A 25,116-nucleotide genomic window follows, 5' to 3' on the forward strand; every position below is an offset into this window, starting at 1 on the left:
CTCCGGCTGATGCCAAACACACTGCCCGGGACTTCACATAATATATTTCACAACCGCTTCAACCAATCCACCAGATCTCCCGACGGGATTGCCAGATGGCCGATGGAAGGCGTCGGCAAAACCTCCGGGAATACCTGTGCCAAGGCTTGGCGCTTCAAGTCCAGATCCACGCGGGCGTAAACCATGGTTGTGTTCAGGTTGGTATGCCCCAGCCACTGACTGAGAGTGGCGAAGTCGACACCGGCATGCAGAAGAGCGATGGCCGTGGTATGGCGGATCGAGTGCGGATGCAGCCGCTTACCCCTGAGGCTGTCGATCACGGCAGTACTGGCGTGAACGTACTTGTCCAGTAAATAGCGCACACCAAACCGAGTCAGTTTGCCTCCCTGCCGATTCACAAACACGACCGCGTTGGGATCGTCTGGCACCGGTGAGTGCCGCTGCAAACCGACCAGCAGTTGGGCTGTCTGGGGCCAAATCGGGCAGACCCTGATTTTGCCGCCTTTGCCGTGGAGCCGGACTTGGCACGGCGGTTCGGTTCGCAGATCGCAGCGTCGAAGATCCAAAATTTCCTGTACTCGTGCCCCCGTATTGAACATCAGCGCAAAGAGTGCGTAATCGCGCTGTCCGAGTGCAGTGGATCGGTCGATTTGATCCAGGATCGCCTTGACCTCCGCAGGCTCCAGATAGTCGACGGGTGCTTGTCGTGCTCCTCGCTTGAAGGGCAGTCCCAGGATACGTTGAAATTCCGCAAGATGCTGCGGGTGGTCACAAGCCAGGAATCGAGCCAATGTATGCAGCGCTGCCAACCGGGCGTTGCGTGTGGCGATACTGTTATGCCGCTCCTGTTCCAGAAACATCAAAAAGCCGCTCACCTGCTCGGACGTGAAGACGTCGAGGGTCAGCTCTTCAATCCGCCTACCACCTTGGGTACAAAGAAAACGCAAAAACAGCACAATGGTGTCGCGATAGGCACGCAGTGTATGTTGGCTCATGCCGCGCGAGGAGGGTAAGTACTCCCGAAAGAAACGGGACAGTGACAAGCCGAGTTCGCTTGGGCCTTGGGGTTTCATAGCTTATCTCCCTGAATCAATGTGCCAAACTTGGCTTCGAACCGCTGGCTGGCGGCTTGCGCAAGCGCCGGGACCCACTGCAGGTAATAGGCGGTCGAGATGATTGAAACGTGTCCGAGATACATCGCCAACTTCGGCAAATTGGCTTGCACGTCGGCGCCCTGCTGGTACCAGCGCAGCATGGCCTGGACGGCAAAACTGTGACGAAAATCATGGATCCGCGGGTACTTGCCGTCCGCATTCTGGACCTCGGCCTCCCGCAGCAGGGTACGTAGACCGTTACCCAGTCCCGTACCGGTATAGCCGCGCAGGCTGCCGTTCCGGCCCGAGTAATGACAGAGCAACGGCGTGTCCGGGCCGGTGTCCAATGGAATGGCCCGTCGTTGTTTGAGATATTGCCGCAGTTCGCGCTGGGCGTCCGCCGAGAGCGGAACCAGGCGCGATTTATGGAACTTTGATTCTCGCACGCGGAGGACGCCGGCCTTGGCATCGACGTCGGCCAGGGTAAGTCGCAACAACTCACCGCGACGCAATCCTGCTGTATAGAGCAGCACGATCGCCAGACGCAAGACCGCTGGCCGTAGCGGTGACCTTATCGTCGCCGGGGTGTGTCGTGCCGCAACAAGCAGGCGTGCCACGTCAGTGGGTTCAAGGATAAACGGCGGACGATGCGGGGCGGTTCTGGCAAAGTGCTCGGGACTGGGTACAAAGCATTCCTGTTCATAGCGGCGTCGGTACAGGCACCATCGCCGCACGACCAACTGCCGGTGTCGAATGACCGAAGGGGTTAAGTGCGCGAACGTTCGACACCAATCGTCAAATCCGGTCTGATCCAAATCAGTGAGGCCCTGTGCCTCAAGATAGTGCCGCACGGAAAGTAGAACCCGCTCCTCTCCTGCATAGCGCCGACCAAGAGCGCGCTGACTCTGCACATAGCGCTCCATAAGTTGCTGTACCGACAAGTTCATAGCGACCTCCGGACTTCCTGGGGGAGTGGCAAGGCTACGTCTCGTAAAGCATCCACCTGCAGACGCAGGTAAACGCAGGTGCTTTCCAGCGAGCGATGACCCAAAAGGTCACCAATGGCCTTGATGCCGATGCCGCGTTCGAGGAGGCGCATGGCGAAAGCGTGGCGGAGGCTGTACGCGGAAGTGCCGGCCAACGGCAGTCCGCTCTGGCGGCTGCGCTTCTCGTAGACATCCCCCACGGCACAACGGCTGATCGCCCCGGCCGGTGAGCGATGACGTAAGAACAAGTGGCGGTGGCGGCTGCCGGAGCGCCCGTAACACAAATAATGCCTCAGGACCCGCAAAGCCTGGCAGGACAGTGGCAGGACCAGCGTCGAATGTGTCTTGCGCTGTTCTACCTGGAGAGTCTGTGCGACCCAATCAATCGAATCCAGGTTCAGTGCCGCAACCTCCGAAGGGCGTAAGCCATAGTAAGCCATCAGATAGAGCATGGCATGATCCCGGCATCCGGCGGGATCGGAGCGATCAATCGATCGCAACAGTGCCAAGACCAGCTTCCACTGGAGTGCACGGGGCGGCAACTCGCCCCGATAAACGCGGGGTGTATCAATCCGATCCAGCCGCTGCGCGAGTTCACCCTGTTCATGACAGAAACGGAGAAAGGCCCGCAGCCGGGCCACCACATGCTGCAGCGTCTGTCGTGTGACGCGATTACCGACGGTCGTGACAAAGGCCTCGACTGCCTCACGGGTCAGGCTGGCCAGCGGAGCATCGGCGGGCAGAGCTTGCTCCAGGAAAGCGGAAACCGTCACCACATGTTGGCTGATGGTGTTCGGACGAAATCCGTAGAGGTCGCGCAGTCGCCGCGTGTAGAGATCAAGCAATGCCTCGAAGCGTCCCGTTGGCGTCGGCTTGACCAGTTGTCCCTTGGCCTGTCTGGCGTCAACTATCTTGTCCGGTCCGCGACAACTATGATGGCCGGTTGGGTGGTCTTACTTTTTACTCTTTCCAGCCTGCTTAAGCTGTTGCTGTCGTCGGTAGCTTTCCCCCTCTAATTCGATAATCGTCGCGTGGTGTATGAGTCGGTCTACGGCCGCTACGGTCATCATGCTGTCCGGGAAGATCTGATCCCACTCGCTGAATGGCTGGTTGGCGGTGACAATCAAGCTGCCACTCTCATAGCGGTGGGCGATGAACTCGAACAGCACCTGGGTTTCCGCATCCGTCTTTTTTACGTAGCCGATGTCATCGATGATGATGACCCGGTATTTATCCAGGCGTGTCATGGCGGTCATCAAGTCGAGATCGCGCTTGGCCTGTTGTAAGTGCTGAACCAGCGCTATCGCTGGGAACAGTTTGCAGCGCACGCCCTGTTCGGTGAGTTGATGGCCCAGGGCATTGGCGATGTGGGTTTTGCCGGTGCCGCTGGGGCCGATCAACAGCACATTGTCGGCATGGTGTGCCCAGTCACTGTCTTGTTGCAGCTTGGCCAGTGCGGCGTTGCAGGGGCGGCTAAAGCCGCTCTGATCCAGCGCCGAGAAGGTTTTGTTGGCCGCAAGCTTTGCCTCTCGCAGCCACTTCTGAGTTCGACGCTGGTAGCGGTCCGAGAGCTCGTATTCACATAAGGCTGCTAGGTAATCCGTGTGTGACCAGTTCTTTTCAATGGCCGTTTCCCAGAGCGATTGATAGTGACGGTGGAAGGCCGGCAGACGCAGTTCTTTAAGCAGCAAGGCGACGGAGTCGGTCATATCGACGCCTCTTGGCTGCGGATCGAAGACAGCAAGTCGTCATAACTGACCAGGGTGTGTTGACTTGAAGCTGAGAATTCGAGATCGGGATTGCCGCGAAGGTAGCGTGACTGGATCTCGGTAATTGACGCGAACCGGCCGGCCCGGGCTTCTATCAACAGGTCTTCCCCCAGCGACTGTTCATCATCGTATTCGAAGGCCAGTCGAAGGGCGGTCACGATCCACTTGCAGGCTTCACGGGGTTCAAGATGCTCATCCGCGAGTTGCCAGAGTTCGCGGTAGTTGTCGTCCGGGAGCAGGTCATCACGCAGCTGAGAGTAACGGAAGGCCTGTGGCTTGGAGGATAGCGAGCAGATCACGTGCCGGTAATTGACGCTGCGGACGCGGTTATCGCCGGCCTTCGGATACACGCGAGGTAAGGTCAGTGCCGGCTGCTGCCCAACGAACAGTACCAGCTTGTCGTGGTGCAGGCGGATTTGCACCGACTCACCAATCAGTCGCGATGGCACGGTGTAGACAACGCGGCGGACTTCGATCGTTGAGCTGCGCGTCACCTTGAGATGGAGGGTCTGATACTCCGCCGCCGTAAACTCCGGCAGAGGCTGCAAGGCAGCCTGCTCTTCAAGGACACGGGTCCGGTTGCGCCGATTGAGTTTGTCAGCCGCACAATCGATAAACGCCTGGTACTGCTCGATACTCTCGAAGTCACTGTGGCCGCGCAGTAACAGCTGTTGTGCCAGCCTCTTCTTGAGCGAGCCGTTGGCGCACTCCACCACACCGTTCTCATGAGACTGCCCCAGATTATTCCGGGTGGGGGTCATGCGGTAATGCTGGCACAGCTCACTGTAAGCCTCTGTCCAAACGTTCTGACGGTTATTGCGTGCCGCACTTAAACTATCCGTGCGGTGCTCAACAGGGCTGCCACCAGCCTGCTGAAGGGCTCGCTGCAACCCCGTCGCCAGAGCTGCATAACTCTCACCGCCCTGAACCACGGTGACCGAGCGCCAGCCACTGTAGGCCAGTCGAAACTGATAGAGCAGGTGTGGAAAGGCCTTGAACTGAATCGTAATCGGGTTATCCGGGTGCGTGAAATCAGAGAACCCCTGCTGTGCCACAACGGCCTGCTGGCGAAAAATGACCTCACGCTCCGGCCCATGCAGTGCTCGCCATTGCTTCACCCGGCGTTGCAGTGTGCGCAAAATGGTCTGGTCGTAGTGCTCAGGATACTGCTCTTACAAATAATCCAGCAGGGTTGTTCCGGTCAAATCCGGCTTGGCTTTTAGCAGAGGGAGCAGCTCTGTCTCCCAAACGGCCTCCAGGGGATCTTCCCGTGTGCGCCACTGCCGCTCGGTGTTAACGCGGGGGTTTTGTGTTGATGTTTCGATGCGTCGCCCGGATCGAACGGAGATATCCGCCTTGGCGGCTGCCACTTCCTGGCTTGCGCCATTTTGTCGGTGCTGCATGTACAGCTCCTCTTGTCGGTTGGTTATGTGTTGGCCTGGCACCCTTTGCTCCACCATGGAAAACAAGGGGCCAATTGTTACACCCAACCGGCCAAGATAATTGTCGTTAACCGGTCATCCTAATTGTCGCCGAACAGGTGATCTACTTCCGCGTGGTTGATCCCGAGCGGGCAGTGATCCATGTGGAAAACTACCTTGAGGCCACCAGTCAGCTGTCGCAGACCACATTGAGATCGGTTTTGGGGCAGCATGAGCTGGATGAGATGCTGTCGGAACGCGATCAGCTCAACAGCGATATCCAGAAGATTCTCGACAAGCAGACCGATGCCTGGGGCATCAAGGTCGCCAACGTGGAGATCAAGCATGTGGATCTGGACGAGAGCATGATCCGCGCCATCGCCCGTCAGGCCGAGGCGGAACGTTCACGCCGTGCCAAGGTGATCCATGCGCTGGGCGAGCAGGAAGCCTCGGAACAGCTGCTCAAGGCAGCACAGACCCTCGCGCAGCAGCCGCAGGCGATCCAGCTGCGCTATATGCAAACGCTGACCGAGATCGCCGGCCAGCACAGCCATACCATTGTGTTCCCCTTGCCGGTGGATCTGTTCAACAATCTGAAGGAAATGGCCGGTCAAGGCAACGGCAAGGTGTGACCCGATGAATGGCAGGTTCACATCTACTGGTCATCATAATGAATGATCGACAGCAGCTGGATCGGAACCTCCAGCAACTCTTCAGGCCCGTGGGGAATCTCCGCGTCAAATGAGAGAGCATCCCCGGGCCCCATGTCATACAGATGGTTGCCGTGCCGGTAGCGGATCTGGCCCTGCAGCAGGTAGATGAACTCCTGACCGGGGTGAGAAAAGGTCGGGAACACCTCACTGGCATCATCCATGGTGATTAGAAACGGCTCGTAGCTTTTCTTCTTGCCGCGGTGGTAGCTGAGCAGCTGGTAAGTATGGCCTTTCTCGGTCCCGCGGCGCACCACCTCCATCCCTTCTCCTGCCTTGGTCAGCTGTGCCGTTCCCTCGGGACGGTCATAGTCCGTAAACAGCTGTGATATTGGCAGACCGATGGCGTCACACAGGCGGCTCAGGGTATCCAGGCTGGTAGACACCTGTGCATTCTCGATCTTGCTCACCATGCCCTGACTGAGTCCGGCGATGCGGGCGACGTCAATGATCTTCAGACCCTGTTCGGTACGCTTGCTTTTCACCCGCATGGCAATGTATTGCTCCAGGCGAAGTCTTGGGTTGTCTTCTTCTTTTTCTTTCATACTCCATGCTCCATTTTTGGGCAGTATGAGCACCTTTGGTGCGTGTTTGCGGGGCAAAAACACACTGGATTGGCACACGCCTGCTAACGGGCAAATATTCCTTTCAGGAAATATAGTTTCTCATCCATTGATTTTAGGGCCATTTCACCCGATTCGAATAATTTTTTTACACAAAATGCAAAGTTGGCAAAGCGATTGCTTTTATCTTGGTGAAATAAATTTTCCTTATGAGAAATATGGACCAAGGTTATGGCTATCGAAACCCAACATGCACGCAAATATCGCTTAACCGTCTCCTGCCCCGACAGGGTGGGTATTGTGGCCGCCGTTACTCAGTTCTTCGCTTCGCACAATGGCTGGATCAGCGAGGCACATCAGTTTGCCGACACCGAAAACTGTCAGTTCTTCATGCGTTATGAAGTACTGGCAGACTCACTTCCGTTCGAGCTTGACGAACTGAAAGCGAAATTCGCGCCACTTGGCGATGAATTCGGCATGCACTGGCAGATCACCGACTCGGCGGAGCGCAAGCGTGTTGTGCTCATGGTATCAAAAGAAGCCCACGCTTTGTCTGACTTGCTGTACCGCTGGCGCTCCGGGGAGATGAATATCGATATCCCCTGCGTCATTTCCAACCATGATGTTCTGCGTTCCTATGTGGAGTGGCACGGCATTCCCTTCGTGCATGTCCCGGTCGACATGAGCAACAAGGAGCCTCACTTCCAGGCGGTGCGCGAGCAGATCGCCGCTGCCGAAGCCGATGTGATCGTGCTGGCCAAGTACATGCAGATCATCCCCGAAGAGCTGTGCGAGCTCTACCCGGGACGCATCATCAACATTCACCACAGCTTCCTGCCCTCCTTTATCGGCGCGCGTCCCTACCATCAGGCGGCCGAACGTGGCGTGAAGCAGATCGGCGCCACCTGTCATTACGTGACCTCGGAGCTGGATGCCGGTCCGATCATCGAACAGGACGTTCATCGCGTGACTCACCACAATACCACCGCCGACATGGTGCGTCTGGGCAAGGATGTCGAGAAAGCGGTGCTGTCACGTGGTCTGCGCTACCACATCGAAGACCGTGTTCTGGTACACGGCAACAAAACCGTTGTTTTTGCCTAGGAGAATCCCATGCCCTGGCGCCTACTCAAACATGGCTTAACGTCCTCGCACAATGAGCCCCGCTTTTTTCCCGAGTCACGGCCACTCAAGCCGCACTACGATGTGGTAATCATTGGTGGTGGTGGGCACGGCATGGCCTGTGCCTATTACCTGGCCAAGGAGCACGGCATTACCAACGTGGCGGTGCTGGAACAGGGGTATATCGGTGGCGGCAATACCGGCCGCAACACGACCATCGTGCGCTCCAACTACCTTACTCCGGAGGGGGTCAAGTTCTACGACACCAGTCTGAAGCTGTTTGAAGATCTGGCCGATGACTTCGACCTCAACATTTTCTATTCCACCCGTGGTCACTTCACCCTGGCGCATACCGACAGTGCCCTGCGCACCATGCGCTGGCGCGCCGAGGTCAACAAGCATCACGGCATCGATTCCGAGGTAGTGGACCGGGACTTCATCGCGAAAGAAGTGCCCTACATGGATCTGGACTGTGCCGGTCACAGCGCGGTTATGGGGGCGCTTTATCACGCACCCGGGGCGGTCGCTCGTCATGACGCGGTCGCCTGGGGATATGCACGCGGTGCCTACAACCGTGGCGTGGAGATTCATCAGAAAACCCGCGTTAACGCCATTCGTACCCAGGGCGACCGGGTGACCGGTGTTGAAACCGATCGTGGCTTTGTCAGCTGCAACAAGGTGGTGTCCATGGTGGCGGGTTCAACGCCGCGCATCACCTCCATGCTGGGTCTTCAGACACCGATCGAAATCTATCCGCTGCAGGCCTGTGTCTCCGAACCGGTCAAGCCGTTCATGGACACTATCGTCGTGTCCGGCAGCCTGCATGTGTATGTCAGCCAGTCATCTCGCGGCGAGATGGTGATGGGTGCATCGGTGGATCCGTCCGTCCTGCACTCAACCCGTTCCAGCTTCGACTTTGTCGAGGGGCTGACCGACAAAATGATCGACCTGTTCCCGTTCATGAGCCGCATGAAAGTGATGCGCCAATGGGCCGGCATGAGTGATATCACCCCTGATTTTGCGCCGATCATGGGCAAAACCCCCATCGACGGCTTCTATCTGGACGCCGGTTGGGGAACCTGGGGCTTCAAGGCTACGCCGGTCAGCGGCAAGACCATGGCCTGGACCCTGGCCAACGACCGCAACCACGAACTGATTGAACCCTTCCGACTGTCCCGTTTCACCGATTTTGATCTGGTCGGTGAGAAGGGCGCTGCATCGGTCGGGCACTGAGGAGAGGGCGATGAAAGTATTTGATTGTCCCGTTATTGGCCGCCGGCCGATCAGCGAATTCGACTATGTCGGCGAGGTTCGAAAGCCCCCGATGGACGCTGATGAAACCACCTGGGCCGAGTATGTATTCAACCGCAATGGTGCACCGGGCCTGCTGCGTGAGTGGTGGTATCACCGTCCGACCGGGCGCTGGTACGTGATGGAGCGCGACACCCTGAAGGATGAAGTGCTGCGGTTTATCGACCTGGAGGAGGTGCGCTATGACATCCCGGCTTGATCAGCAACCGCTGGAGTGGATCGACCGCTCGGAATCCTGCGGTTTCGAGTTTGAAGGCCGCCACTACACCGGCTACCGCGGTGACAGCATTACCTCGGCCCTGCTTGCGGCCGGCCAGACGCTGCTGGGACGCAGCTTCAAGTATCACCGTCCACGCGGTGCCGTCACGCTGGCCAACCATGATGTGAACGCGCTGTTCCAGAGCAGTGAAGAGCCCAACATCCGGGGTGATGTGACCGCGCTGGAAGCGGGCATGGTACTCAGTGCCTGCAACGTGAACGGCAGCCTCGAAAAAGACAGGGATCAGATCATCGAAAAGCTGTCCCGCTTTTTGCCCGTGGGTTTCTACTACAAGGCGTTCCACAAGCCGAAGAAGCTTTTCCCCATGTGGGAGCGGCTGATCCGTGAAAAAGCGGGCCTTGGACGTATCGATACCGGCTGGGGAGTACGCCGCAAGGCCAAGACCTACGGTTTCTGCGACTTGCTGGTCATTGGCGCGGGTGCCTCCGGCATGCAGGCGGCTCTGACCGCCGCCGAGCAGGGGCTGGACGTGGTGTTGGCCGACGAGAATCCGCAGATCGGCGGCAGTCTGGACTATCAGTTGGTCCATGATGCAGAAGCCGCCCCGGTACGTCAGCGACTCAAGCAGGCAGTGCAGGCGCATGCCAACATTCGTGTGCTGCCCGGTCATCTTGCCTGCGGCTGGTACACCGATCACTACGTGCCCCTGTCAGGTCCTGACGGCATCATCAAGATGCGTGCTCGTGCCGTCGTGAACGCGACCGGCGTCATGGAGCAGCCGGCGGTTTTCCGCAATAACGATTTGCCGGGTGTGATGATGGCGTCAGGCGCCCAGCGACTGATCGCACGCTATGCCGTCAAACCCGGTCAGCGTGCGGTGGTACTGACGGCCAACAATGAGGGCTATCGTGCGGCGCTGGATCTGGTCAATGCCGGCATCACCGTATCGGCCGTGATCGACATGGGCAAGCCGGCCGACCGCGGTGCCTGGGCTGAGGAACTGAAAGCCCTGCAAGTACCGGTACTGGAACGCCACGTGGTTTACGAAGCGCAGGGCAAGGGACAGCTCAAGCGTGTCGTGGCGGCGCCTTTTGATGGCAAGGCCTGTGACGGTTCACATGCCCGTGAATTTGATGTGGACCTGCTGCTGATGAGTGTGGGCTGGGCCCCGGCGGCACAGTTGCTGTATCAGGCCGGCGGACGCTTGGCCTACGATTCGACCCTGGAGCAGCTCCTGCCACAGGAGCTGCCGAACGGGATCTTTGCCTGCGGTCGCCTGAATGGCGCGTTTACGCTGCAGCAGCGCCTGGCAGATGGTGAACGTGCCGGTACAGAGGCCGCCGCCTTTCTGCAGGGCAAGGCGGTGCCGGCTGCACTGGCGGCCCACCGTGACAGCGAGGCGCATTCCCATCCCTGGCCGATTGTTGAACATCCCAAGGGCAAGAACTTTGTCGACTTCGATGAAGACCTGCAGCTGAAGGACCTGATCAACGCCGCGAAGGAAGGCTTTGACAACATTGAGTTGATGAAGCGCTTCTCCACCGTTGGCATGGGGCCGAGTCAGGGCAAGCACGCCAACATGAACGGCATTCGTGTGCTGGCCGCCGTGACCGGTCGCAGCATCGACCAGACCGGCTCGACCACGGCCCGTCCCATGTTCCACCCGGTGCCGGTACAGGCACTGGCCGGTCGTCGCTTCCGTCCGGAACGCCTGACGGCGCTGCACCAGTGGCATTTGGACAATGGCGCTCAGATGATGGAAGCGGGTGTCTGGATGCGTCCCGAGTTCTATGGCCGCCCCGAGGAACGTGCTCAGGCGATTCTGCGCGAAGTGCAGGCGGTGCGCACGGCGCTGGGCCTGATCGATGTGTCCACTCTGGGCAAGATCGAGGTGATGGGGCCGGATGCCGGCAAGCTACTGGATGGCACCTACACCATGCGCATGTCCAACATCAAACTGGGCATGACCCGTTATGCCCTGATGGTGGATGACAGCGGCGTTATCGTGGATGACGGCATTGTGGGACGCATTGCCGAAGATCGCTTCTACGTCACGGCCACCACCAGTCATGCCGATGCCACCTTCCGTACTCTGTCGCGCCATATTGTCGAGTGGGGGCTGGATGTACGTCTGGTCAACCGTACCGGCACGCTGGCAGCGATGAACCTGGCCGGTCCTCATGCGCGCACACTGCTGGCGCCGCTGACCGATATCAACCTGAGTGAAGAGAACTTCCCCTACCTGGGTCTGCAGGAGGGCACCCTCTGTGGCGTGCCGGTACGGCTGATTCGCGTCGGCTTTGTGGGTGAGCTGGGTTACGAGATCCATCTGCCGGTTGATGCCGCCGAACAGCTGTGGAAGACCCTGATGGCAAAAGGTCTGGAGTACGGCATTCGCCCCTTCGGCGTCGAAGCACAGCGTGTTTTGCGACTGGAAAAGGGTCACATCATCGTCGGTCAGGACACCGATGGCCTGACAAACCCGTTCGAGGCCAACATGCCCTGGGCTGTACCGCTCAAGACCAAACCCTGGTTTACCGGCAAGCCGTCACTGGCTCTGCTGAAGGATCGCTGCAACCGCAATCTGAGGGGCTTCATGTTGCCCAAGGGGTACAGCGGCGAGCTGCCCAGGGAATGTCATCTGCTGATCGAGAACGGCGATATCGTCGGTCGCATCACCAGTATTGCCTACAGCCCGGCACTCGGTCGGCATATCGGTCTGGCCATGGTGGATATGCCGCTGGCAGCAACCGACAAGCCTTTCCAGGTGCGGGTCGACAGTGGCGCGCTGGTATCCCTGGAGTCCTGTGCAACTCCCTTCTATGACGCCGAAGGTGCGCGTCAGACCGTTGATCTGACGGAGGTGGCCTGATGAACACACTGCAAATGGAACAGCGTGAGCTGGCCTGTTACCTGCTGACGGGCCCCGACAGTGCGGCTGCACTGGCAAGCGCCGGTCTGCCGATACCCGATGCCGTGATGACAGCACAAGAGCGCCCGGGTGCTTTGGTGTCACGTACCGGCCGTGATGAATACATGGCGATGCTCAATGTCGGGCATCAGGCCCCTCAGGGCGAGTGGTGCTTCCGTCGTCACGACTGTGTGTTTGAGCTCAGGGATGGGGACTGGGTCGAGCTGATGACGCATCTGTGTCAGTACGACTTCCATCAGCTCCAGCCCGGTGACTGGCTGATGGCGTCAGTCGCCGGCATCAACAGCTGGCTGTATCACGAAATTGAGAGCGGGAGCCTGCTGATCGGGATCGATCCGGGATTCAGCCACTATCTCACCGATATTTTCAGCGCGGTCCTCGATGACCTCAGCGCAACCCGAAAAACGACAGGAGGTGCATCATGATGCCCGCAGAGATCGAACGCATTATCAGCCAGAACGATATCAAGTATGTGCTGGCGCAGTTTGTTGATATTCACGGTGTGGCCAAAACCAAGTCGGTCCCGGCCAACTGTCTGATGGACGTGGTGGAAAAGGGTGCGGGCTTCGCCGGATTTGCGGTATGGGGTCTGGGTATGGAGCCGCACGGACCCGACTTCTTGGCGCGAGGCGACATCAATACCTTCAGTGTGGTGCCCTGGCAGCCCGGTTATGCCCGCATTGCCTGTGACGGCTATGTGAGCAATGCACCCCACCCCTACTGCAGCCGTGTGGTGCTGAAACAGCAGCTGGCGCGCCTGGCTAACAGGGGCTGGACGCTGAATACCGGTGTGGAGCCTGAGTTCTCCCTGTTTACCCGCGACGAAAAGGGCGCGCTCAATCCGGTTGATGCCAGTGACGTGCTGGACAAGCCCTGCTACGACTACAAGGGTCTGTCCCGCTCCCGCGAGTTTCTGGAAAAGCTGGTCGAGTCGCTGCAACAGGTCGATTTCGATGTCTATCAGATCGATCACGAAGACGCCAACGGCCAGTTCGAGATCAACTACACCTACAGCGATGCGCTGACCTCTGCCGACCGCTTCACCTTCGTGCGCATGGCCGCCGGTGAGATCGCCAACGAGCTGGACATGGTCTGCTCCTTCATGCCCAAGCCTTCGTCCGAGCGTACCGGCAACGGCATGCACTTCCACCTGTCGATCACCGACAAGGATGGCCGCAACCTGTTCCACGACCCGGACGATATGAACGGCATGGGGCTGTCCAAAATGGCCTATCACTTCACGGCGGGCCTGCTGGCACACGCGCCGGCACTCTGTGCCTTCGCGGCACCGACGGTGAACTCCTACAAGCGTCTGGTGGTGGGCGGCAACGCCTCCGGTGCCACCTGGGCACCGGCCTACATCTGCTATGGCGACAACAACCGCTCCGCCATGGTGCGTATTCCCTATGGCCGCCTTGAGTTCCGTCTGCCGGACTCCGGCTGTAACCCCTATCTGGTCACCGCGGCGATCATCGCCGCAGGCATGGATGGCATCGAGCGCGAGCTGGACCCGGGTGAGCCGATGAACCTTAACCTGTACAGCCTGACGCTTGATCAGATCAAGGAGAAAGGCGTCGAGATCCTGCCACAGAACCTGAACGAGGCACTGGACGCGCTGGAAGCGGATACCGTTTTTACCGACGCGTTGGGACAGGAGATCGTGTCCGAGTTCCTCAAGGTCAAGCGGACCGAGTGGGTTGAATACAGCCGTCATGTATCGGACTGGGAAGTCAGTCATTACGCCGAATTTTTCTGATCCGGATTTGTTACGAGGAATGTGATTATGTGTGGAATTGTCGGGCTTTATCTTAAAAATCCTGAGTTGGAGAGCCGGATCGGTGAATTGTTCAAGCCGATGCTGATCGCAATGACCGATCGCGGCCCGGACAGCGCAGGCTTCGCCATCTACGGTGATGAAGTGGGCGAAGGCTGGGTCAAGCTGACCCTGCGTCACCCGGATGCAGACTATGACTGGGAGGCACTTGCCACCCGTCTGAAAACCGAACTCCAGCTGGAACTGAGCTGGTTCCAGAACGCCAGCGTGGCGGTGTTCAAGGTGCATGCCGAGGAAGCGACACTGCGCGAGTGGCTGTCTGAAGAAGCAGCGGATGTACTGATTCTGAGCGTTGGTCAGTCGATCGAGATCCTGAAGGAAGTGGGCCTGCCGGAGAAGATCGCCGAGACCTTTAACCTGGAAGGCATGAAAGGCAGTCACATCATCGGCCATACCCGTATGGCGACTGAATCCGCGGTCACCATGGAGGGCAGCCACCCGTTCTCAACCGGTATGGACCTGTGCCTTGTGCACAACGGCTCGCTGTCCAACCACAACCGCCTGCGTGAAAACCTCAAGCGCGAAGGCATCGCCTTTGAAACGCAGAATGACTCCGAAGTGGCCGCCGGCTACCTGACCTGGCGGCTGCAGGAAGGTGACAGCCTGAAAGAGGCGCTGGAGCATGCGCTGGAAGATCTGGACGGTTTCTTCACCTTCACCATCGGCACGCGCAACGGTTTTGCGGTCATGCGTGACCCGATTGCCTGCAAGCCAGCCGTATTGGCTGAAACCGATGACTACGTTGCCATGGCATCCGAGTATCAGGCCCTGACCACCCTGCCGGGCATCGAGAATGCCAGAGTATGGGAGCCGGAGCCGGCCACTTTCTATGTTTGGGAACGCAGCTAAGCGCCTGTTTGAGGAGTATTGAATATGAAAACGATTGATCTGGCTGAATCCAGCATCCGTGAATTGAATCAGGCGCTGCATGATCAGGCACAGGAGTGCCTGGAGCGTGAATTTGAAGTACTGAATCCCAAGGGCCAGCACAACATTGCCTGCGGCATAGATCAGAACCTGTCCGTGGATATTCGTGGCCATGCGGGCTACTTCTGTGCCGGCATGAACAAGAAGGCGCATGTGGTCATTCACGGCAATGCCGGCCAGGGCGTGGCGGAAAACATGATGTCCGGCACCGTCCGTGTGAAAGGCGATGCCTCTCAGGCGGCAGGTGCCACGGCACAGGGCGGACTGCTGGTAATCGAAGGCAACGCCGGTGCCCGCTGCGGCATCTCCATGAAAGGCGTCGATATCGTCGTCAAGGGCAGCGTTGGCCACATGAGCTGCTTCATGGGGCAATCCGGCTCGCTGGTCGTCTGCGGAGATGCTGGTGAAGCGCTGGGGGATTCCCTCTACGAGGTGCACATCTACGTCAAGGGCGAAGTGAAGTCCCTGGGTGCCGATTGCGTCGAGAAAGAGATGCGTTCCGAGCATATCGAAGAGCTGACGGATCTGCTCAACCGTGCCGGAGTGGACGAAGACCCGTCCAGCTTCAAGCGCTACGGGTCTGCCCGCCAGCTGTATAACTTCAAGGTGGACAACGCGTCCGCGTATTGATGATCAACAGGCCATCATGGCTGCCCCCAATATCCGAGACGGGCAGCCGTTGAATCCGATTTTTGAGGACTTGATTATGAGCAACGATATCAACGTCAATCCGGGCCTGCGTGAGTCCGCGACCTTTGACCGTACCACCATGGCCGAGATCCGTCGCGCGGCGGACACCGGTATCTATGACATTCGCGGCTTTGGCGCCAAGCGCAAGCTGCCACACTTTGATGATCTGCTGTTTTTGGGTGCGTCCATGTCGCGCTACCCGCTGGAAGGCTATCGCGAGAAGTGCAATACCCAGGTGACCCTGGGCACCCGCTTTGCCAAGAAGCCGATCGTGATTGAAACCCCGGTGACCATTGCCGGCATGAGCTTCGGTGCCCTGTCAGCCAACGCCAAAGAGGCGCTGGGGCGCGGTGCTTCCATCGTGGGCACTTCAACCACCACCGGTGATGGCGGTATGACCCCGGAAGAGCGCGGCCAGTCCAGCAAGCTGGTCTATCAGTACTTGCCGTCTCGCTACGGCATGAACCCGGATGACCTGCGCAAGGCGGACGCCATCGAGGTGGTGTTGGGCCAGGGTGCCAAACCCGGCGGTGGCGGCATGCTGCTGGGTCAGAAAATTACCGACCGTGTTGCCCAGATGCGTAACCTGCCCAAGGGCATCGACCAGCGCTCGGCTTGCCGTCACCCGGACTGGACTGGCCCGGACGATCTGGCGATCAAAATTCAGGAACTGCGTGAAATCACCGACTGGCAGGTGCCGATTTACATCAAGGTCGGTGCAACCCGTACCTATTATGACGTGAAGCTGGCGGTTAAGGCCGGTGCTGACGTGATTGTTGTGGACGGCATGCAGGGCGGTACCGCCGCGACTCAGGACGTGTTCATCGAACATGTCGGCATCCCCACAATGGCGGCCATTCCGCAGGCGGTACAGGCACTGCAGGAGATGGGCATGCATCGCAAGGTGCAGTTGATCGTATCCGGTGGTATCCGTAACGGTGCCGACGTGGCCAAGTGCATGGCGCTGGGGGCGGATGCGGTTGCCATCGGCACGGCTGCTCTGGTGGCACTGGGCTGCAACGACCCGAAATGGAGTGCAGAGTACGAGAAGATCGGCTCTGCGGCCGGCTTCTACGATGACTACCAGGAAGGCAAGGACCCGGCGGGCATTTCCACGCAGGACCCGAACCTGATGCAGCGACTGGATCCGGTCGAAGGTGGGCGTCGTCTGGCCAACTACCTGCGCGTCCTGACACTGGAGGCTCAGACGTTGGCCCGTGCCTGCGGCAAAAACGATCTGCGTAACCTGGAACCGGAAGATCTGGTCGCTCTGACCGTTGAATCCGCCGCCATGGCCCGTGTGCCGCTGGCGGGCACCAGCTGGATTCCCGGTCAGGGATTCTGAGCACCCATGGCCTGCTGACTCGCAAGCGAGTCCGCAGGCCACAGTAAGCCCTGCACCTGATGATAGGGTAGCGGGGGTATCGCCCTTTTAAAAACCCTGATTCAGGAGACGATCTTGGACACTCAACTGATCGATGGCAAAGCCGTAGCGGCCGGATTACGGATGGAGATTGCAGGCAAGGTTGCCGAGCGTGTATCCGCCAACAAGCCTCGGCCCGGACTTGCCGTGGTACTGGTCGGGCAGGACCCGGCGTCACAGGTCTATGTGCGCAGCAAAGTCAGAGCCTGCGAAGAAGTGGGCTTTCTGTCACGCAATCACAGCCTGCCGATGGATACAACGCAGGCACAGCTGCTTGAGTTGATTGATACTCTGAACGCCGATGATCAGATCCACGGTATTCTGGTACAGCTGCCACTGCCGAGGCAGATCGACGTGCAGGCGGTCATTGAGCGTATTCACCCCTCCAAGGATGTGGATGGATTCCACCCCTATAATCTGGGGCGTCTGGCGGGCAAGGCTCCAACCCTTCGCCCCTGCACACCCTATGGCTGCATGCGTCTGCTGGCGGCCTATGGCATCAACCCGGAAGGGAAAAAGGCCGTTGTGGTGGGAGCCTCCAACATCGTGGGCCGCCCGGTGGCGCTGGAGCTTTTGATGGCCCGAGCCACCGTCACGGTCTGTCACTCCAAAACCCAAGACCTCCCCGGTGAACTGGCCACGGCCGATATCGTGATAGCCGGCGTGGGCATTCCCGAGTTCATCAAGGGCGAGTGGCTCAAGCCCGGTGCCGTGGTGATCGATGTGGGCATCAACCGTCTGGACGATGGCCGTCTGGTCGGGGACGTTGAATTCGCCAGTGCATCTGAAAAGGCGTCTGCCATCACACCGGTACCCGGTGGCGTGGGTCCCATGACCATTGCCTGTCTGCTGCAGAACACGCTGGAAGCCTGTGAGGCGACGGAAGCGATCTGACCCCACCTGACGTGTTTCATGACAAGCCGTGCAGCTGTTTACAACACTGCGCGGCTTTTGCGTTTATGGGCCCTTTGCACCGTGATGGGCCCCGCGCACTTCAGGCTGCACGATTTTGGTTCCTGCCTCTTTAAACATGATAACCAACAGGGTCTTTAGCTCTTCCAAATCAGCATGTTGCAAACATGGCTCGGCTTTTGCTTATTCATATCAGGAAACTAAATATCCTTTTGGTAAAGACCGGTCGGTGCCCCTTGGCCCAACCGGATACCGAACAAGAGACCTTAGGAGAGTGCTAATGGAAAGTATGGTGCTGGAACTGGGCTATGCCCTCGACACCTTCTATTTCTTGATGTGTACCGCACTGGTGATGTGGATGGCGGCCGGTTTTGCCATGCTCGAAGCCGGTCTGGTACGTGCCAAGAATACGGTGGAAATCCTCAACAAGAACGCGCTGCTGTATGGCGTGGCCTGTATTGTTTATCTGGCTGTGGGCTACAACGTCATGTACCCAGCCAATCCGATCAGCTCGGTGATTCCGGGCATCGACTTCCTGCTGGGCGCTGACAACAGCACCGAGTCTGTCATTGCCGGTGGCGATGATGCGCCCTATTACTCCAGCATGGCCGACTTCATTTTCCAGGCCGTGTTTGCGGCCGCGACCATGTCGATTGTGTCCGGTGCCGTGGCAGAGCGCATGAAGCTGTGGCCCTTCCTGATCTTCGCCGTGTTCATGGTGGCGGTGATCTATCCGGTTGAAGGCTACTGGAAATGGGGTGGCGGCTTCCTGGATCAGCTGGGCTTCCAGGACTTCGCTGGCTCTGTCGTCGTACACATGGCAGGTGCCGCAGCGGCACTGGCAGCGGTCATCCTAGTGGGTCCACGCAAGGGCAAGTATGGCAAGAACGGTGAAGTACGTGCGATCCCGGGTGCCAACCTGCCGATGGCAACACTGGGCATGTTCATCCTGTGGATGGGCTGGTTCGGTTTCAACGGCGGCTCCGAGCTGAAGATCGCCAATGTGGAAGAAGCCAACGCGGTGGCCAAGATCTTCGTCAACACCAACGCGGCAGCCGCGGCCGGCATGGTTGTGGCCGCCCTGTTTGCCCGCTTCCTGTTTGGCAAGACTGACCTGACCATGACCATCAACGGTGCACTGGCCGGTCTCGTTGCCATCACCGCTGAACCGCTGCAGCCCTCTGCCGGTCTCGCAAGCCTGATCGGTGCCGTAGGCGGCCTGGTTGTGGTGGCGTCGGTTCTCGCACTGGACAAGCTCAAGCTGGATGACCCGGTCGGCGCCATCTCCGTTCACGGTTCGGCCGGTATCTGGGGCATCTTCGCCGTACTGCTCAGCAACGATGATGCGACCTTCACCGGACAGCTGATCGGTACCGTGGCGACCTTCGCCTGGATGTTTGCGGCCAGCATGGTGGTACTGCTGGTGATCAAGGCGATCATGGGGCTGCGCGTCAGTGAAGAAGAAGAGCTGGAAGGCATGGATGTGCACGAATGCGGCATGCAGGCATATCCGGAATTTGGACCGGCACACTCCTCCATGGGTCTGGGCAACGGACCGGGCAAGGCCGACATGGAATCACAGGGTCAAGGCGCGATGGCATTTAAGCAGAGTGCCGCCTCTACCAAATAAACAGTCTCCTCCAGAACCAAAAGGCCCTTCGGGGCCTTTTTTTGGGCTCGGCAAACCCTGTTGAATCAGGCTTGCCGACTATCACCCATCAGCAGCAGGTCGTCTGCATGCGTGGATCGGTTGTCGAAAGGACGGTGACGGGCCATCAGGAGGAAGCAGGCCGGTACAAAATAGAACGAGAGCAGGGTTGTCAGCAGGGAGCCTCCGGCGATGGCAACCGCGAAGGGAGGCCAGAACCCCCCACCCGCCAGAATCAGCGGCATAAAGCCTCCGATGGTGGTGATGGTGGTTGAACTGATGTGGCGGGTACAGCTCTGAACCGCCTGGGTGATGGCGTGAACATCCCCCCTGGCCGCGTCCGGGTCAGCCTTGAGTTCGGCCAGAATGACGATGGCCGCGTTGATGGCCAGCCCCATTAAGCCCAACAGGGCGATGATGACGGTAAAGCCGAACGGGTAGCCGAACAGCCAAACGGTCAGCAACCCCAGCCCAGCCGCCTGAAGTGCCGTCGCAAAGATCAGGCCGCTGATACGGAAGGAGTTGAATGAGAGCACCACCACCGCGATCAGCAGCACAATAATGATGCCCACATTGGCCATCAGGTTGCCGACCGCACGGTCACGCTCGGACGCTTCACCGCCGATCTCCAGCCGATAGCCTGCGGGGAGCTGGAACCCGGCCTCATCCAGTGCCTGTTTGTATGTCTGCAGGACGTTACCGGGCAGAACGCCAAAACTGAGATACCCCTCGATAACGTTCACGCGCTCTCCATTGCGGCGAGGAATGGCGCCCAGACTCGGCTGCAGGCTGATCGACGCCAGTGCACTGAGCGGGATGTTCCCCGCGGTCGGGGTGCTGATGTGCAGCATGGTTTTACCGATACCAGCATGGAAATGGTGGCGCAGCAGGCAGGCGTGTCCAAGCAGACGGTGTACAGTCACTTTGGCTGTAAGGATGATCTTTTTACGGCTGCCATTCGGTGCAAGTGCGATCGCTATAACCTGGTTGATCTGCTGGTGCGTGAAGATGGCTCTTTGCGGGAGCGGTTGCTCGACATCGATCGTCACTTCATTCAGTTAATACTGTCTGAAGAAGCGCGCTGCGTGCACCGAACCTGTGTGGCCCAAGTCGATACTCAACCGCAAGCGGCAGCACTTTTTTTGCCGCCGGGCCTCAGGTCATGATTCAGGGGTTCACCGAGATGCTGGGGCGTGAAGCCGAGTTGGGCCGGGTTGTCATGGAGCAGCCACGCCATGCCGCCATTCAGTTCCTGATGATGGTGATGGGGGAGGCCAAGCTACGCTCCGAGCTGGGTATTACTCCTCAGCTGAGTGATGAAGAGATTGATCGTTACATTGTGAGTTGTGTTGACCTGTTTCTGCGCGGCTATGGCTATACTGAGGGGCAGTGACCGCTGCAGCTACGTGTGATGATCCAACCGAAAAGGGCTGTTTATGGAAACAGGCCCCCCTCGGTGTGTCAGGCCTGATCAGCCCTTTGCAGTGCGCTTTATTTTCTCGGGATCATCAAATGGCAGGGTATGGGCGATGGCCGATACCTCAAGGCTACCTTTGACCTGAAGCGGGGTGCCCTGCTCGGCGTAGGGCACTTCAAGACGAGCGATTGCCATTGATCTGTCGGTCAGGCGTGAATACATGGCGCAGGTGATAACCCCCACCTTTTTGCCATCGGCCCAGAGTTCATCACCCTCGGAAGCGGCCTCTTTTCCTTCCAGCAAAACACCGAAAATCTTGAATCGCTCTTTGCCCTGCAGGCGGAAGTGCTCGTAAGCACCGCAGAACTCTGTCTTGTCCTTGGACACTGTGAAGTCCAGACCCAGCTCCCAAAGCGTATCGCCGGCCGGTTCGTTTTCGAACGGGTACATCTCGGAGTTATCGAACGGATAGAACAGCAGGTAACTTTCGGTACGCAGCCAGTCGAGCGCGGTGAAAGAGCAGGGAATAATGCCGAACGCTTTGCCGTGCTCCAGAATGCCGTCCCAAATGGTAGTGGCGTCGGCCGCCTTACAGAAGATCTCGTAACCGCGCTCGCCGGTATAACCGGTGCGTGAAATGGTGATCGGGCAACCGAACAGGCGTGCGTGTGTGTGGTGGAAGTAGGCCAAATCCCGGATTCCGGGGATATGCTCAGCGAGGAAATCCACTGCAGTGGGGCCTTGCAGCGAAAGATCGTGCATATCGTCATCAAACAGCACGGCAACCTGTTTGCCCAGTGCCGCCTGAGTCAGGCGTTCATAGCCGGCGCCGGTGCCATGTACAACCATGAAAGCGTTGGGGCCCATGCGGTATATAACACAGTCATCAATAAACTTGCCGGCTTCATTCAGCATGGTCGCGTAGACCGCCTTGCCCGGATACAGCTTGGAGATGTCACGCGTGGTGGCCCACTCCAGCAGGCTCTCGGCATGTGGACCCACGTAGTGCACCTTCTTCAAGCCTGATACATCCATCAAGCCTGCCTTGGTACGGATTGCTTCGTGCTCATCGGCCAGAGTGTAACCGCTTTTGCTGTAGGTCCATGCCGTAGGCAGGCCGTTCCAGTCTTCAAGGTTTGAGCCCAGGGCACGATGTCTTTCAGCCAGTGCGGCGATACGCCATGAATTAGCCATTTTTCTCTCCATTGGTAACAGATCATAATTAATTCCCGAAGAGGAACTATTATTCCTGATAGGAAAGCAAGTTCCGGGCCATTAAGACTCAACGTCATGATTTATAGAGTGAAAAAATAATCCCAATCAAAACTGGCTCGGGCCTTGGCCAATATTTGGGTATGGGTAGCTGAAGTGCGACCCGTTTTGGGTCAACCGGGGTACTTTTGCACCGTAATGATCATCTGCCCTGTGCTGAGTCATCCGGATACGGAAATGCACTGTTGCTGTGCCCTTATAGAGGAGATGTTTTGGATTGATAATCCTAAGGTATTGAAATTTATCTGGTTTCATATTTTGGCAGAAAAATTGCTTTTCCTAAGGAGAAATAAATTACACCACTAATAAATTTTGGGTAACCCAAAAGGAGTAGTGATGCAGATCGATCCATCCATCAAGAGTCGTCCGACCTATACGCCACCCGAGCTGGTCGCGACAGCAGGACTACAGTTGTTTGTCAGTGAGTCAGACGCAGAGCACCTGCTGGAACCGCTGTACCGTCAGTGTGCTGAATCAGGTGCACAATGGCTGGTGGCGGAACCGGGCAATGCCCCGGGCACGCTGGCGGATTCCCTGTCGGGCTACCTGCAACACATTCTGAATGATGCGCCGGTGACCACCCGGCTGTACGTGGCCGGAAGTGAAGGCTTTCTGTGGGACATACGCAATCAAGCGTTGTCGGCCGGGCTGGTCGATGAGCAGATTCAATTGGCGCCTCCGATCAGTTCTGCCCGCCGGTTATTCTGTACCCATTGCTACACCCTTATGGAAGGGGTGACAGCCAGTCCTCACACCTGCACAGGGTGTGGTCGTTTGTTGTTGGTACGAGATCATTTTGCCCGTCTGCATGGTGCCTACGTAGGGGTGCAGATCAATGCTGAAGATCCTGATGAACAGCCGGAACAGGAGGTGTTGCAGTAATGAGTATCGACAGCATACCGGTGCGTGTGATGGCCATCGAGCAGGTGGCACCGATGATTCGAGAGTTCAAACTGGAAGCGATTGAAGGCCGGCTGCCGGCATTCTCGCCCGGCAGTCATGTTCAGGTGATCATGCCGGGAGCATCCCGCGAGATCCGTAATGCCTATTCGCTGTGTGGCGACCCTGCCACACCGCGGCGTTACAGCATCGCCGTGCGGTTGCAGGATGCCTCCCGTGGCGGTTCTTCTTTCATGCATGGACAGGTGAACGTAGGGGACCAGCTGGCGATCACACCACCGGCCAACCTCTTTGCTCCCGTGATGACTGCCCGCAAACACCTGCTGATTGCCGGTGGCGTTGGCATCACCCCCTTCATGTCGTATATCCCGGAACTCAAACGGAAGGGTGCTGAGTTCGAGTTGCACTATCTGTATCGAAGTAGTCAAACCGGCGCCTATCTGGATCAACTGCAGCAGCAACTTGGATCGGCTCTCCATCGCTATGACTCTGTGCAGGGTAATAAATGTGACCTGACTGCCGTGTTGAGCGGTCAGGGGCCGGGGACCCATGTCTATATCTGTGGCCCTGAATCGTTGATTGATGGTGTTCGCAGCACGGCAGCCGCTTTGGGCTGGCCAGACAGCCTGATCCATTTCGAAGCCTTTGCCGCACCCGAGCCGGGCGAGCCGTTCAAGGCGCAGCTGACCCACAGCGGAAAAACGGTGGACGTAGCGGCCGATGAAAGCCTGCTTGAAGCGCTGGAGCGTGAAGGCGTCAAGGTTCCCAATCTGTGCCGTGCAGGCGTCTGTGGCCAATGTCGCACGGCTGTTCTTGAGGGCGATGTTGAACATCGAGATGACTTCCTGTCCAACGACGAGCGCTCCAGCGGCAGCTGCATTATGCCCTGTGTCTCCCGTGCCGCCGGCAAACACCTGACTTTGGACCTATAGGAGCGACAGCTATGCGCATGTCACCCAAACCCGTACAAACCTTTCGTGATGACTTTACCTACAGCAACAGCCCCGGTGCCGTTGCACGTTTTCCGTTCCCGTTTCCAGAGGACGAGTATCGCTACTCGGTCAACATTGAGCCCCACGTGACGCCGGGGCCGGAAGGGTCAGTGTTTGAGTTTCTGCTGGATATCGACGAACACTATCTGTCGGAGATGGCCGAGCGTGCCACCGTGCTGGAAGAAAATCCCAAACGCTGTCTGGCGATGCCGCATATGGATCTCGCGTGCTGGGATATGATCGAGCGATGCATGACATCACTGGCAGCGGATTACCCCGAACATTTCAGCCTGCAGGTTGATGGTGACCAGTGGACCTGGGAAAACCGGCTGCTCAATATCAAGGATAGCTTCACCTTTGGTGACAGCAGCACCTTGCCGTTGCCACCGATGGAGTACATGGGCCGTCAGGTACAGGGCGACTTCGCACTGTTGGACCAGCGTGATGGTGACCTGTTCCTGGATGCGGGCATCGTGACCTGCCCAGCCGACTGGTCGCTGGCGTTCGATGCCGGCATGAGCTTTTCCGAGTGGCACGGCCCGGTCCCGCTGGCCCACGAAATGGGCGTGTTTGATCGTGCCCTGAAGTATCTGACCGCCATTCCGGTCGGGCGTCCAGTGCGTCGCCTGAACTGGACCCTGACTGTCAACGCACGCATGGATACCTCGCCGGAAACCTATCCGAACTGGGGCACCGACCGGGCCAGCGTTACTGCTGATAACGTGGGTGAGAAAGTACACCTTCGAGTGGAACTGCAGGTGCTGGATCGCATGCCACGCAGCAATGCACTGATGTTCAGCATTCGTACTTTCCTGATCAGCTTTGACGATCTGGTGACCAACCCGGACTGGGCGCGCCGCATGCACCGTGTGCTCAAGACCCTGCCGCCGGAGCTGATCGAATACAAGGGACTGGGGCGGTATCACGACCTGGCCGTCGAATGGCTGTCGCGCTTCGATCCCGCCAACTGAAA

The 25,116-nt window shown here is 58.3% G+C and carries 25 protein-coding genes and 1 pseudogene; 17 read left to right on the top strand and 9 right to left on the bottom strand.

Annotated elements, in window-relative coordinates; all coding sequences use genetic code 11:
* Positions 1 to 47: 47 nt before the first annotated feature.
* From OZ656_RS02395 to OZ656_RS02420, 6 genes are all read right to left on the bottom strand, one after another.
* Positions 48 to 1,073, bottom strand: a complete 1,026-nt coding sequence (locus OZ656_RS02395; RefSeq protein WP_278350165.1) for a tyrosine-type recombinase/integrase — start codon at positions 1,071 to 1,073, stop codon at positions 48 to 50.
* Positions 1,070 to 2,041: a tyrosine-type recombinase/integrase gene (locus OZ656_RS02400; protein ID WP_278350166.1), complete on the bottom strand. Its 972-nt coding sequence runs from the start codon at positions 2,039 to 2,041 to the stop codon at positions 1,070 to 1,072. The genes OZ656_RS02395 and OZ656_RS02400 overlap by 4 nt, the downstream gene beginning before the upstream one ends.
* Entirely contained in the window at positions 2,038 to 2,925 is an 888-nt protein-coding gene (locus OZ656_RS02405; protein WP_278350167.1) for a tyrosine-type recombinase/integrase, read from the bottom strand. Before OZ656_RS02405 ends, OZ656_RS02400 begins: the two co-directional genes overlap by 4 nt.
* A gap of 108 nt (positions 2,926 to 3,033) precedes the next feature.
* The gene (istB, locus tag OZ656_RS02410) at positions 3,034 to 3,789 is read right to left on the bottom strand and encodes an IS21-like element helper ATPase IstB (protein ID WP_213480218.1); all 756 of its coding nucleotides are present in this window, start codon (positions 3,787 to 3,789) and stop codon (positions 3,034 to 3,036) included.
* Complete coding sequence (locus OZ656_RS02415) at positions 3,786 to 4,988, bottom strand: IS21 family transposase (protein WP_278350168.1); 1,203 nt, start codon at positions 4,986 to 4,988, stop codon at positions 3,786 to 3,788. Before OZ656_RS02415 ends, istB begins: the two co-directional genes overlap by 4 nt.
* Positions 4,989 to 5,021: 33 nt before the next feature.
* Complete coding sequence (locus OZ656_RS02420) at positions 5,022 to 5,252, bottom strand: hypothetical protein (RefSeq protein WP_278350169.1); 231 nt, start codon at positions 5,250 to 5,252, stop codon at positions 5,022 to 5,024.
* A gap of 116 nt (positions 5,253 to 5,368) precedes the next feature.
* On the opposite strand from OZ656_RS02420, the pseudogene OZ656_RS02425 reads away from it, so the two are divergent.
* A pseudogene (locus OZ656_RS02425) lies at positions 5,369 to 5,902 on the top strand (slipin family protein); the annotation flags it as partial.
* Positions 5,903 to 5,925: 23 nt separating this feature from the next.
* On the opposite strand, the gene OZ656_RS02430 reads toward OZ656_RS02425, so the two are convergent.
* Positions 5,926 to 6,525: an XRE family transcriptional regulator gene (locus tag OZ656_RS02430; RefSeq protein WP_278350170.1), complete on the bottom strand. Its 600-nt coding sequence runs from the start codon at positions 6,523 to 6,525 to the stop codon at positions 5,926 to 5,928.
* Between the two features lie 249 nt (positions 6,526 to 6,774).
* Between OZ656_RS02430 and purU the strand changes: the two genes are divergently transcribed.
* The 11 genes from purU (at position 6,775) to OZ656_RS02485 (ending at position 19,544) form a co-directional block, all read left to right on the top strand.
* Positions 6,775 to 7,647 carry a formyltetrahydrofolate deformylase gene (gene purU / locus OZ656_RS02435; protein WP_278350171.1) on the top strand — a complete coding sequence of 291 codons (873 nt, stop codon included), beginning with the start codon at positions 6,775 to 6,777 and terminating at the stop codon, positions 7,645 to 7,647.
* Positions 7,648 to 7,656: 9 nt separating this feature from the next.
* A complete protein-coding gene (locus OZ656_RS02440) occupies positions 7,657 to 8,898 on the top strand; it encodes an FAD-dependent oxidoreductase (protein WP_278350172.1) in 1,242 nt (413 codons plus the stop codon).
* A 10-nt stretch (positions 8,899 to 8,908) separates the two neighbouring features.
* The gene (locus tag OZ656_RS02445; protein WP_278350173.1) at positions 8,909 to 9,175 is read left to right on the top strand and encodes a sarcosine oxidase subunit delta; all 267 of its coding nucleotides are present in this window, start codon (positions 8,909 to 8,911) and stop codon (positions 9,173 to 9,175) included.
* Complete coding sequence (locus tag OZ656_RS02450) at positions 9,159 to 12,068, top strand: 2Fe-2S iron-sulfur cluster-binding protein (protein ID WP_278350174.1); 2,910 nt, start codon at positions 9,159 to 9,161, stop codon at positions 12,066 to 12,068. Before OZ656_RS02445 ends, OZ656_RS02450 begins: the two co-directional genes overlap by 17 nt.
* Positions 12,068 to 12,553 carry a hypothetical protein gene (locus tag OZ656_RS02455; RefSeq protein WP_278350175.1) on the top strand — a complete coding sequence of 162 codons (486 nt, stop codon included), beginning with the start codon at positions 12,068 to 12,070 and terminating at the stop codon, positions 12,551 to 12,553. The genes OZ656_RS02450 and OZ656_RS02455 overlap by 1 nt, the downstream gene beginning before the upstream one ends.
* A complete protein-coding gene (gene glnT, locus OZ656_RS02460; protein ID WP_278350176.1) occupies positions 12,550 to 13,884 on the top strand; it encodes a type III glutamate--ammonia ligase in 1,335 nt (444 codons plus the stop codon). The genes OZ656_RS02455 and glnT overlap by 4 nt, the downstream gene beginning before the upstream one ends.
* 27 nt (positions 13,885 to 13,911) lie before the next feature.
* Positions 13,912 to 14,811, top strand: coding sequence for a glutamine amidotransferase family protein (locus tag OZ656_RS02465; RefSeq protein ID WP_278350177.1), 900 nt, complete (start codon positions 13,912 to 13,914; stop codon positions 14,809 to 14,811).
* Between the two features lie 24 nt (positions 14,812 to 14,835).
* Positions 14,836 to 15,519, top strand: a complete 684-nt coding sequence (locus OZ656_RS02470; RefSeq protein WP_278350178.1) for a GXGXG domain-containing protein — start codon at positions 14,836 to 14,838, stop codon at positions 15,517 to 15,519.
* A 76-nt stretch (positions 15,520 to 15,595) separates the two neighbouring features.
* Positions 15,596 to 16,924 (top strand): FMN-binding glutamate synthase family protein, encoded by a 1,329-nt coding sequence (locus OZ656_RS02475; RefSeq protein ID WP_278350179.1) that lies wholly within the window; start codon positions 15,596 to 15,598, stop codon positions 16,922 to 16,924.
* Between the two features lie 114 nt (positions 16,925 to 17,038).
* A complete protein-coding gene (folD, locus tag OZ656_RS02480; RefSeq protein ID WP_278350180.1) occupies positions 17,039 to 17,896 on the top strand; it encodes a bifunctional methylenetetrahydrofolate dehydrogenase/methenyltetrahydrofolate cyclohydrolase FolD in 858 nt (285 codons plus the stop codon).
* Between the two features lie 298 nt (positions 17,897 to 18,194).
* A complete protein-coding gene (locus OZ656_RS02485; RefSeq protein WP_278350181.1) occupies positions 18,195 to 19,544 on the top strand; it encodes an ammonium transporter in 1,350 nt (449 codons plus the stop codon).
* A 65-nt stretch (positions 19,545 to 19,609) separates the two neighbouring features.
* Here the strand turns inward: OZ656_RS02485 and OZ656_RS02490 are convergent, their stop codons facing one another.
* The gene (locus tag OZ656_RS02490; RefSeq protein ID WP_278350214.1) at positions 19,610 to 20,554 is read right to left on the bottom strand and encodes an efflux RND transporter permease subunit; all 945 of its coding nucleotides are present in this window, start codon (positions 20,552 to 20,554) and stop codon (positions 19,610 to 19,612) included.
* Between OZ656_RS02490 and OZ656_RS02495 the strand changes: the two genes are divergently transcribed.
* Entirely contained in the window at positions 20,438 to 20,728 is a 291-nt protein-coding gene (locus OZ656_RS02495) for a TetR/AcrR family transcriptional regulator (protein WP_278350215.1), read from the top strand. The genes OZ656_RS02490 and OZ656_RS02495 overlap by 117 nt on opposite strands.
* Positions 20,725 to 20,955: a TetR/AcrR family transcriptional regulator C-terminal domain-containing protein gene (locus OZ656_RS02500; protein WP_278350182.1), complete on the top strand. Its 231-nt coding sequence runs from the start codon at positions 20,725 to 20,727 to the stop codon at positions 20,953 to 20,955. Before OZ656_RS02495 ends, OZ656_RS02500 begins: the two co-directional genes overlap by 4 nt.
* Positions 20,956 to 21,033: 78 nt before the next feature.
* On the opposite strand, the gene OZ656_RS02505 is transcribed toward OZ656_RS02500, so the two are convergent.
* The gene (locus OZ656_RS02505; RefSeq protein ID WP_091827687.1) at positions 21,034 to 22,173 is read right to left on the bottom strand and encodes an aminomethyltransferase family protein; all 1,140 of its coding nucleotides are present in this window, start codon (positions 22,171 to 22,173) and stop codon (positions 21,034 to 21,036) included.
* Between the two features lie 414 nt (positions 22,174 to 22,587).
* On the opposite strand from OZ656_RS02505, the gene OZ656_RS02510 reads away from it, so the two are divergent.
* The 3 genes from OZ656_RS02510 to OZ656_RS02520 are packed head-to-tail and all read left to right on the top strand — an operon-like array spanning position 22,588 to position 25,114.
* Positions 22,588 to 23,133, top strand: a complete 546-nt coding sequence (locus OZ656_RS02510; protein ID WP_278350183.1) for a dimethylamine monooxygenase subunit DmmA family protein — start codon at positions 22,588 to 22,590, stop codon at positions 23,131 to 23,133.
* Positions 23,133 to 24,083 (top strand): PDR/VanB family oxidoreductase, encoded by a 951-nt coding sequence (locus tag OZ656_RS02515; protein ID WP_278350184.1) that lies wholly within the window; start codon positions 23,133 to 23,135, stop codon positions 24,081 to 24,083. Before OZ656_RS02510 ends, OZ656_RS02515 begins: the two co-directional genes overlap by 1 nt.
* Positions 24,084 to 24,094: 11 nt before the next feature.
* Entirely contained in the window at positions 24,095 to 25,114 is a 1,020-nt protein-coding gene (locus tag OZ656_RS02520) for a DUF3445 domain-containing protein (protein ID WP_091827684.1), read from the top strand.
* Positions 25,115 to 25,116: the final 2 nt, after the last annotated feature.

Source organism: Marinobacter sp. LM1, from assembly GCF_042763285.1.
Lineage (GTDB): Bacteria > Pseudomonadota > Gammaproteobacteria > Pseudomonadales > Oleiphilaceae > Marinobacter > Marinobacter nauticus.

What these genes read in the sequence shown, in the direction of transcription:
- OZ656_RS02395 (WP_278350165.1), bottom strand. Translation starts at nt 1,073, where the DNA reads ATGAAACCCCAAGGCCCAAGCGAACTCGGCTTGTCACTGTCCCGTTTC.
- OZ656_RS02400 (WP_278350166.1), bottom strand. Translation starts at nt 2,041, where the DNA reads ATGAACTTGTCGGTACAGCAACTTATGGAGCGCTATGTGCAGAGTCAG.
- istB (WP_213480218.1), bottom strand. Translation starts at nt 3,789, where the DNA reads ATGACCGACTCCGTCGCCTTGCTGCTTAAAGAACTGCGTCTGCCGGCC.
- OZ656_RS02420 (WP_278350169.1), bottom strand. Translation starts at nt 5,252, where the DNA reads ATGCAGCACCGACAAAATGGCGCAAGCCAGGAAGTGGCAGCCGCCAAG.
- OZ656_RS02430 (WP_278350170.1), bottom strand. Translation starts at nt 6,525, where the DNA reads ATGAAAGAAAAAGAAGAAGACAACCCAAGACTTCGCCTGGAGCAATAC.
- purU (WP_278350171.1), top strand. Translation starts at nt 6,775, where the DNA reads ATGGCTATCGAAACCCAACATGCACGCAAATATCGCTTAACCGTCTCC.
- OZ656_RS02440 (WP_278350172.1), top strand. Translation starts at nt 7,657, where the DNA reads ATGCCCTGGCGCCTACTCAAACATGGCTTAACGTCCTCGCACAATGAG.
- OZ656_RS02445 (WP_278350173.1), top strand. Translation starts at nt 8,909, where the DNA reads ATGAAAGTATTTGATTGTCCCGTTATTGGCCGCCGGCCGATCAGCGAA.
- OZ656_RS02450 (WP_278350174.1), top strand. Translation starts at nt 9,159, where the DNA reads ATGACATCCCGGCTTGATCAGCAACCGCTGGAGTGGATCGACCGCTCG.
- OZ656_RS02455 (WP_278350175.1), top strand. Translation starts at nt 12,068, where the DNA reads ATGAACACACTGCAAATGGAACAGCGTGAGCTGGCCTGTTACCTGCTG.
- glnT (WP_278350176.1), top strand. Translation starts at nt 12,550, where the DNA reads ATGATGCCCGCAGAGATCGAACGCATTATCAGCCAGAACGATATCAAG.
- OZ656_RS02465 (WP_278350177.1), top strand. Translation starts at nt 13,912, where the DNA reads ATGTGTGGAATTGTCGGGCTTTATCTTAAAAATCCTGAGTTGGAGAGC.
- OZ656_RS02470 (WP_278350178.1), top strand. Translation starts at nt 14,836, where the DNA reads ATGAAAACGATTGATCTGGCTGAATCCAGCATCCGTGAATTGAATCAG.
- OZ656_RS02475 (WP_278350179.1), top strand. Translation starts at nt 15,596, where the DNA reads ATGAGCAACGATATCAACGTCAATCCGGGCCTGCGTGAGTCCGCGACC.
- OZ656_RS02485 (WP_278350181.1), top strand. Translation starts at nt 18,195, where the DNA reads ATGGAAAGTATGGTGCTGGAACTGGGCTATGCCCTCGACACCTTCTAT.
- OZ656_RS02495 (WP_278350215.1), top strand. Translation starts at nt 20,438, where the DNA reads ATGGTGGCGCAGCAGGCAGGCGTGTCCAAGCAGACGGTGTACAGTCAC.
- OZ656_RS02500 (WP_278350182.1), top strand. Translation starts at nt 20,725, where the DNA reads ATGATTCAGGGGTTCACCGAGATGCTGGGGCGTGAAGCCGAGTTGGGC.
- OZ656_RS02505 (WP_091827687.1), bottom strand. Translation starts at nt 22,173, where the DNA reads ATGGCTAATTCATGGCGTATCGCCGCACTGGCTGAAAGACATCGTGCC.
- OZ656_RS02510 (WP_278350183.1), top strand. Translation starts at nt 22,588, where the DNA reads ATGCAGATCGATCCATCCATCAAGAGTCGTCCGACCTATACGCCACCC.
- OZ656_RS02515 (WP_278350184.1), top strand. Translation starts at nt 23,133, where the DNA reads ATGAGTATCGACAGCATACCGGTGCGTGTGATGGCCATCGAGCAGGTG.
- OZ656_RS02520 (WP_091827684.1), top strand. Translation starts at nt 24,095, where the DNA reads ATGCGCATGTCACCCAAACCCGTACAAACCTTTCGTGATGACTTTACC.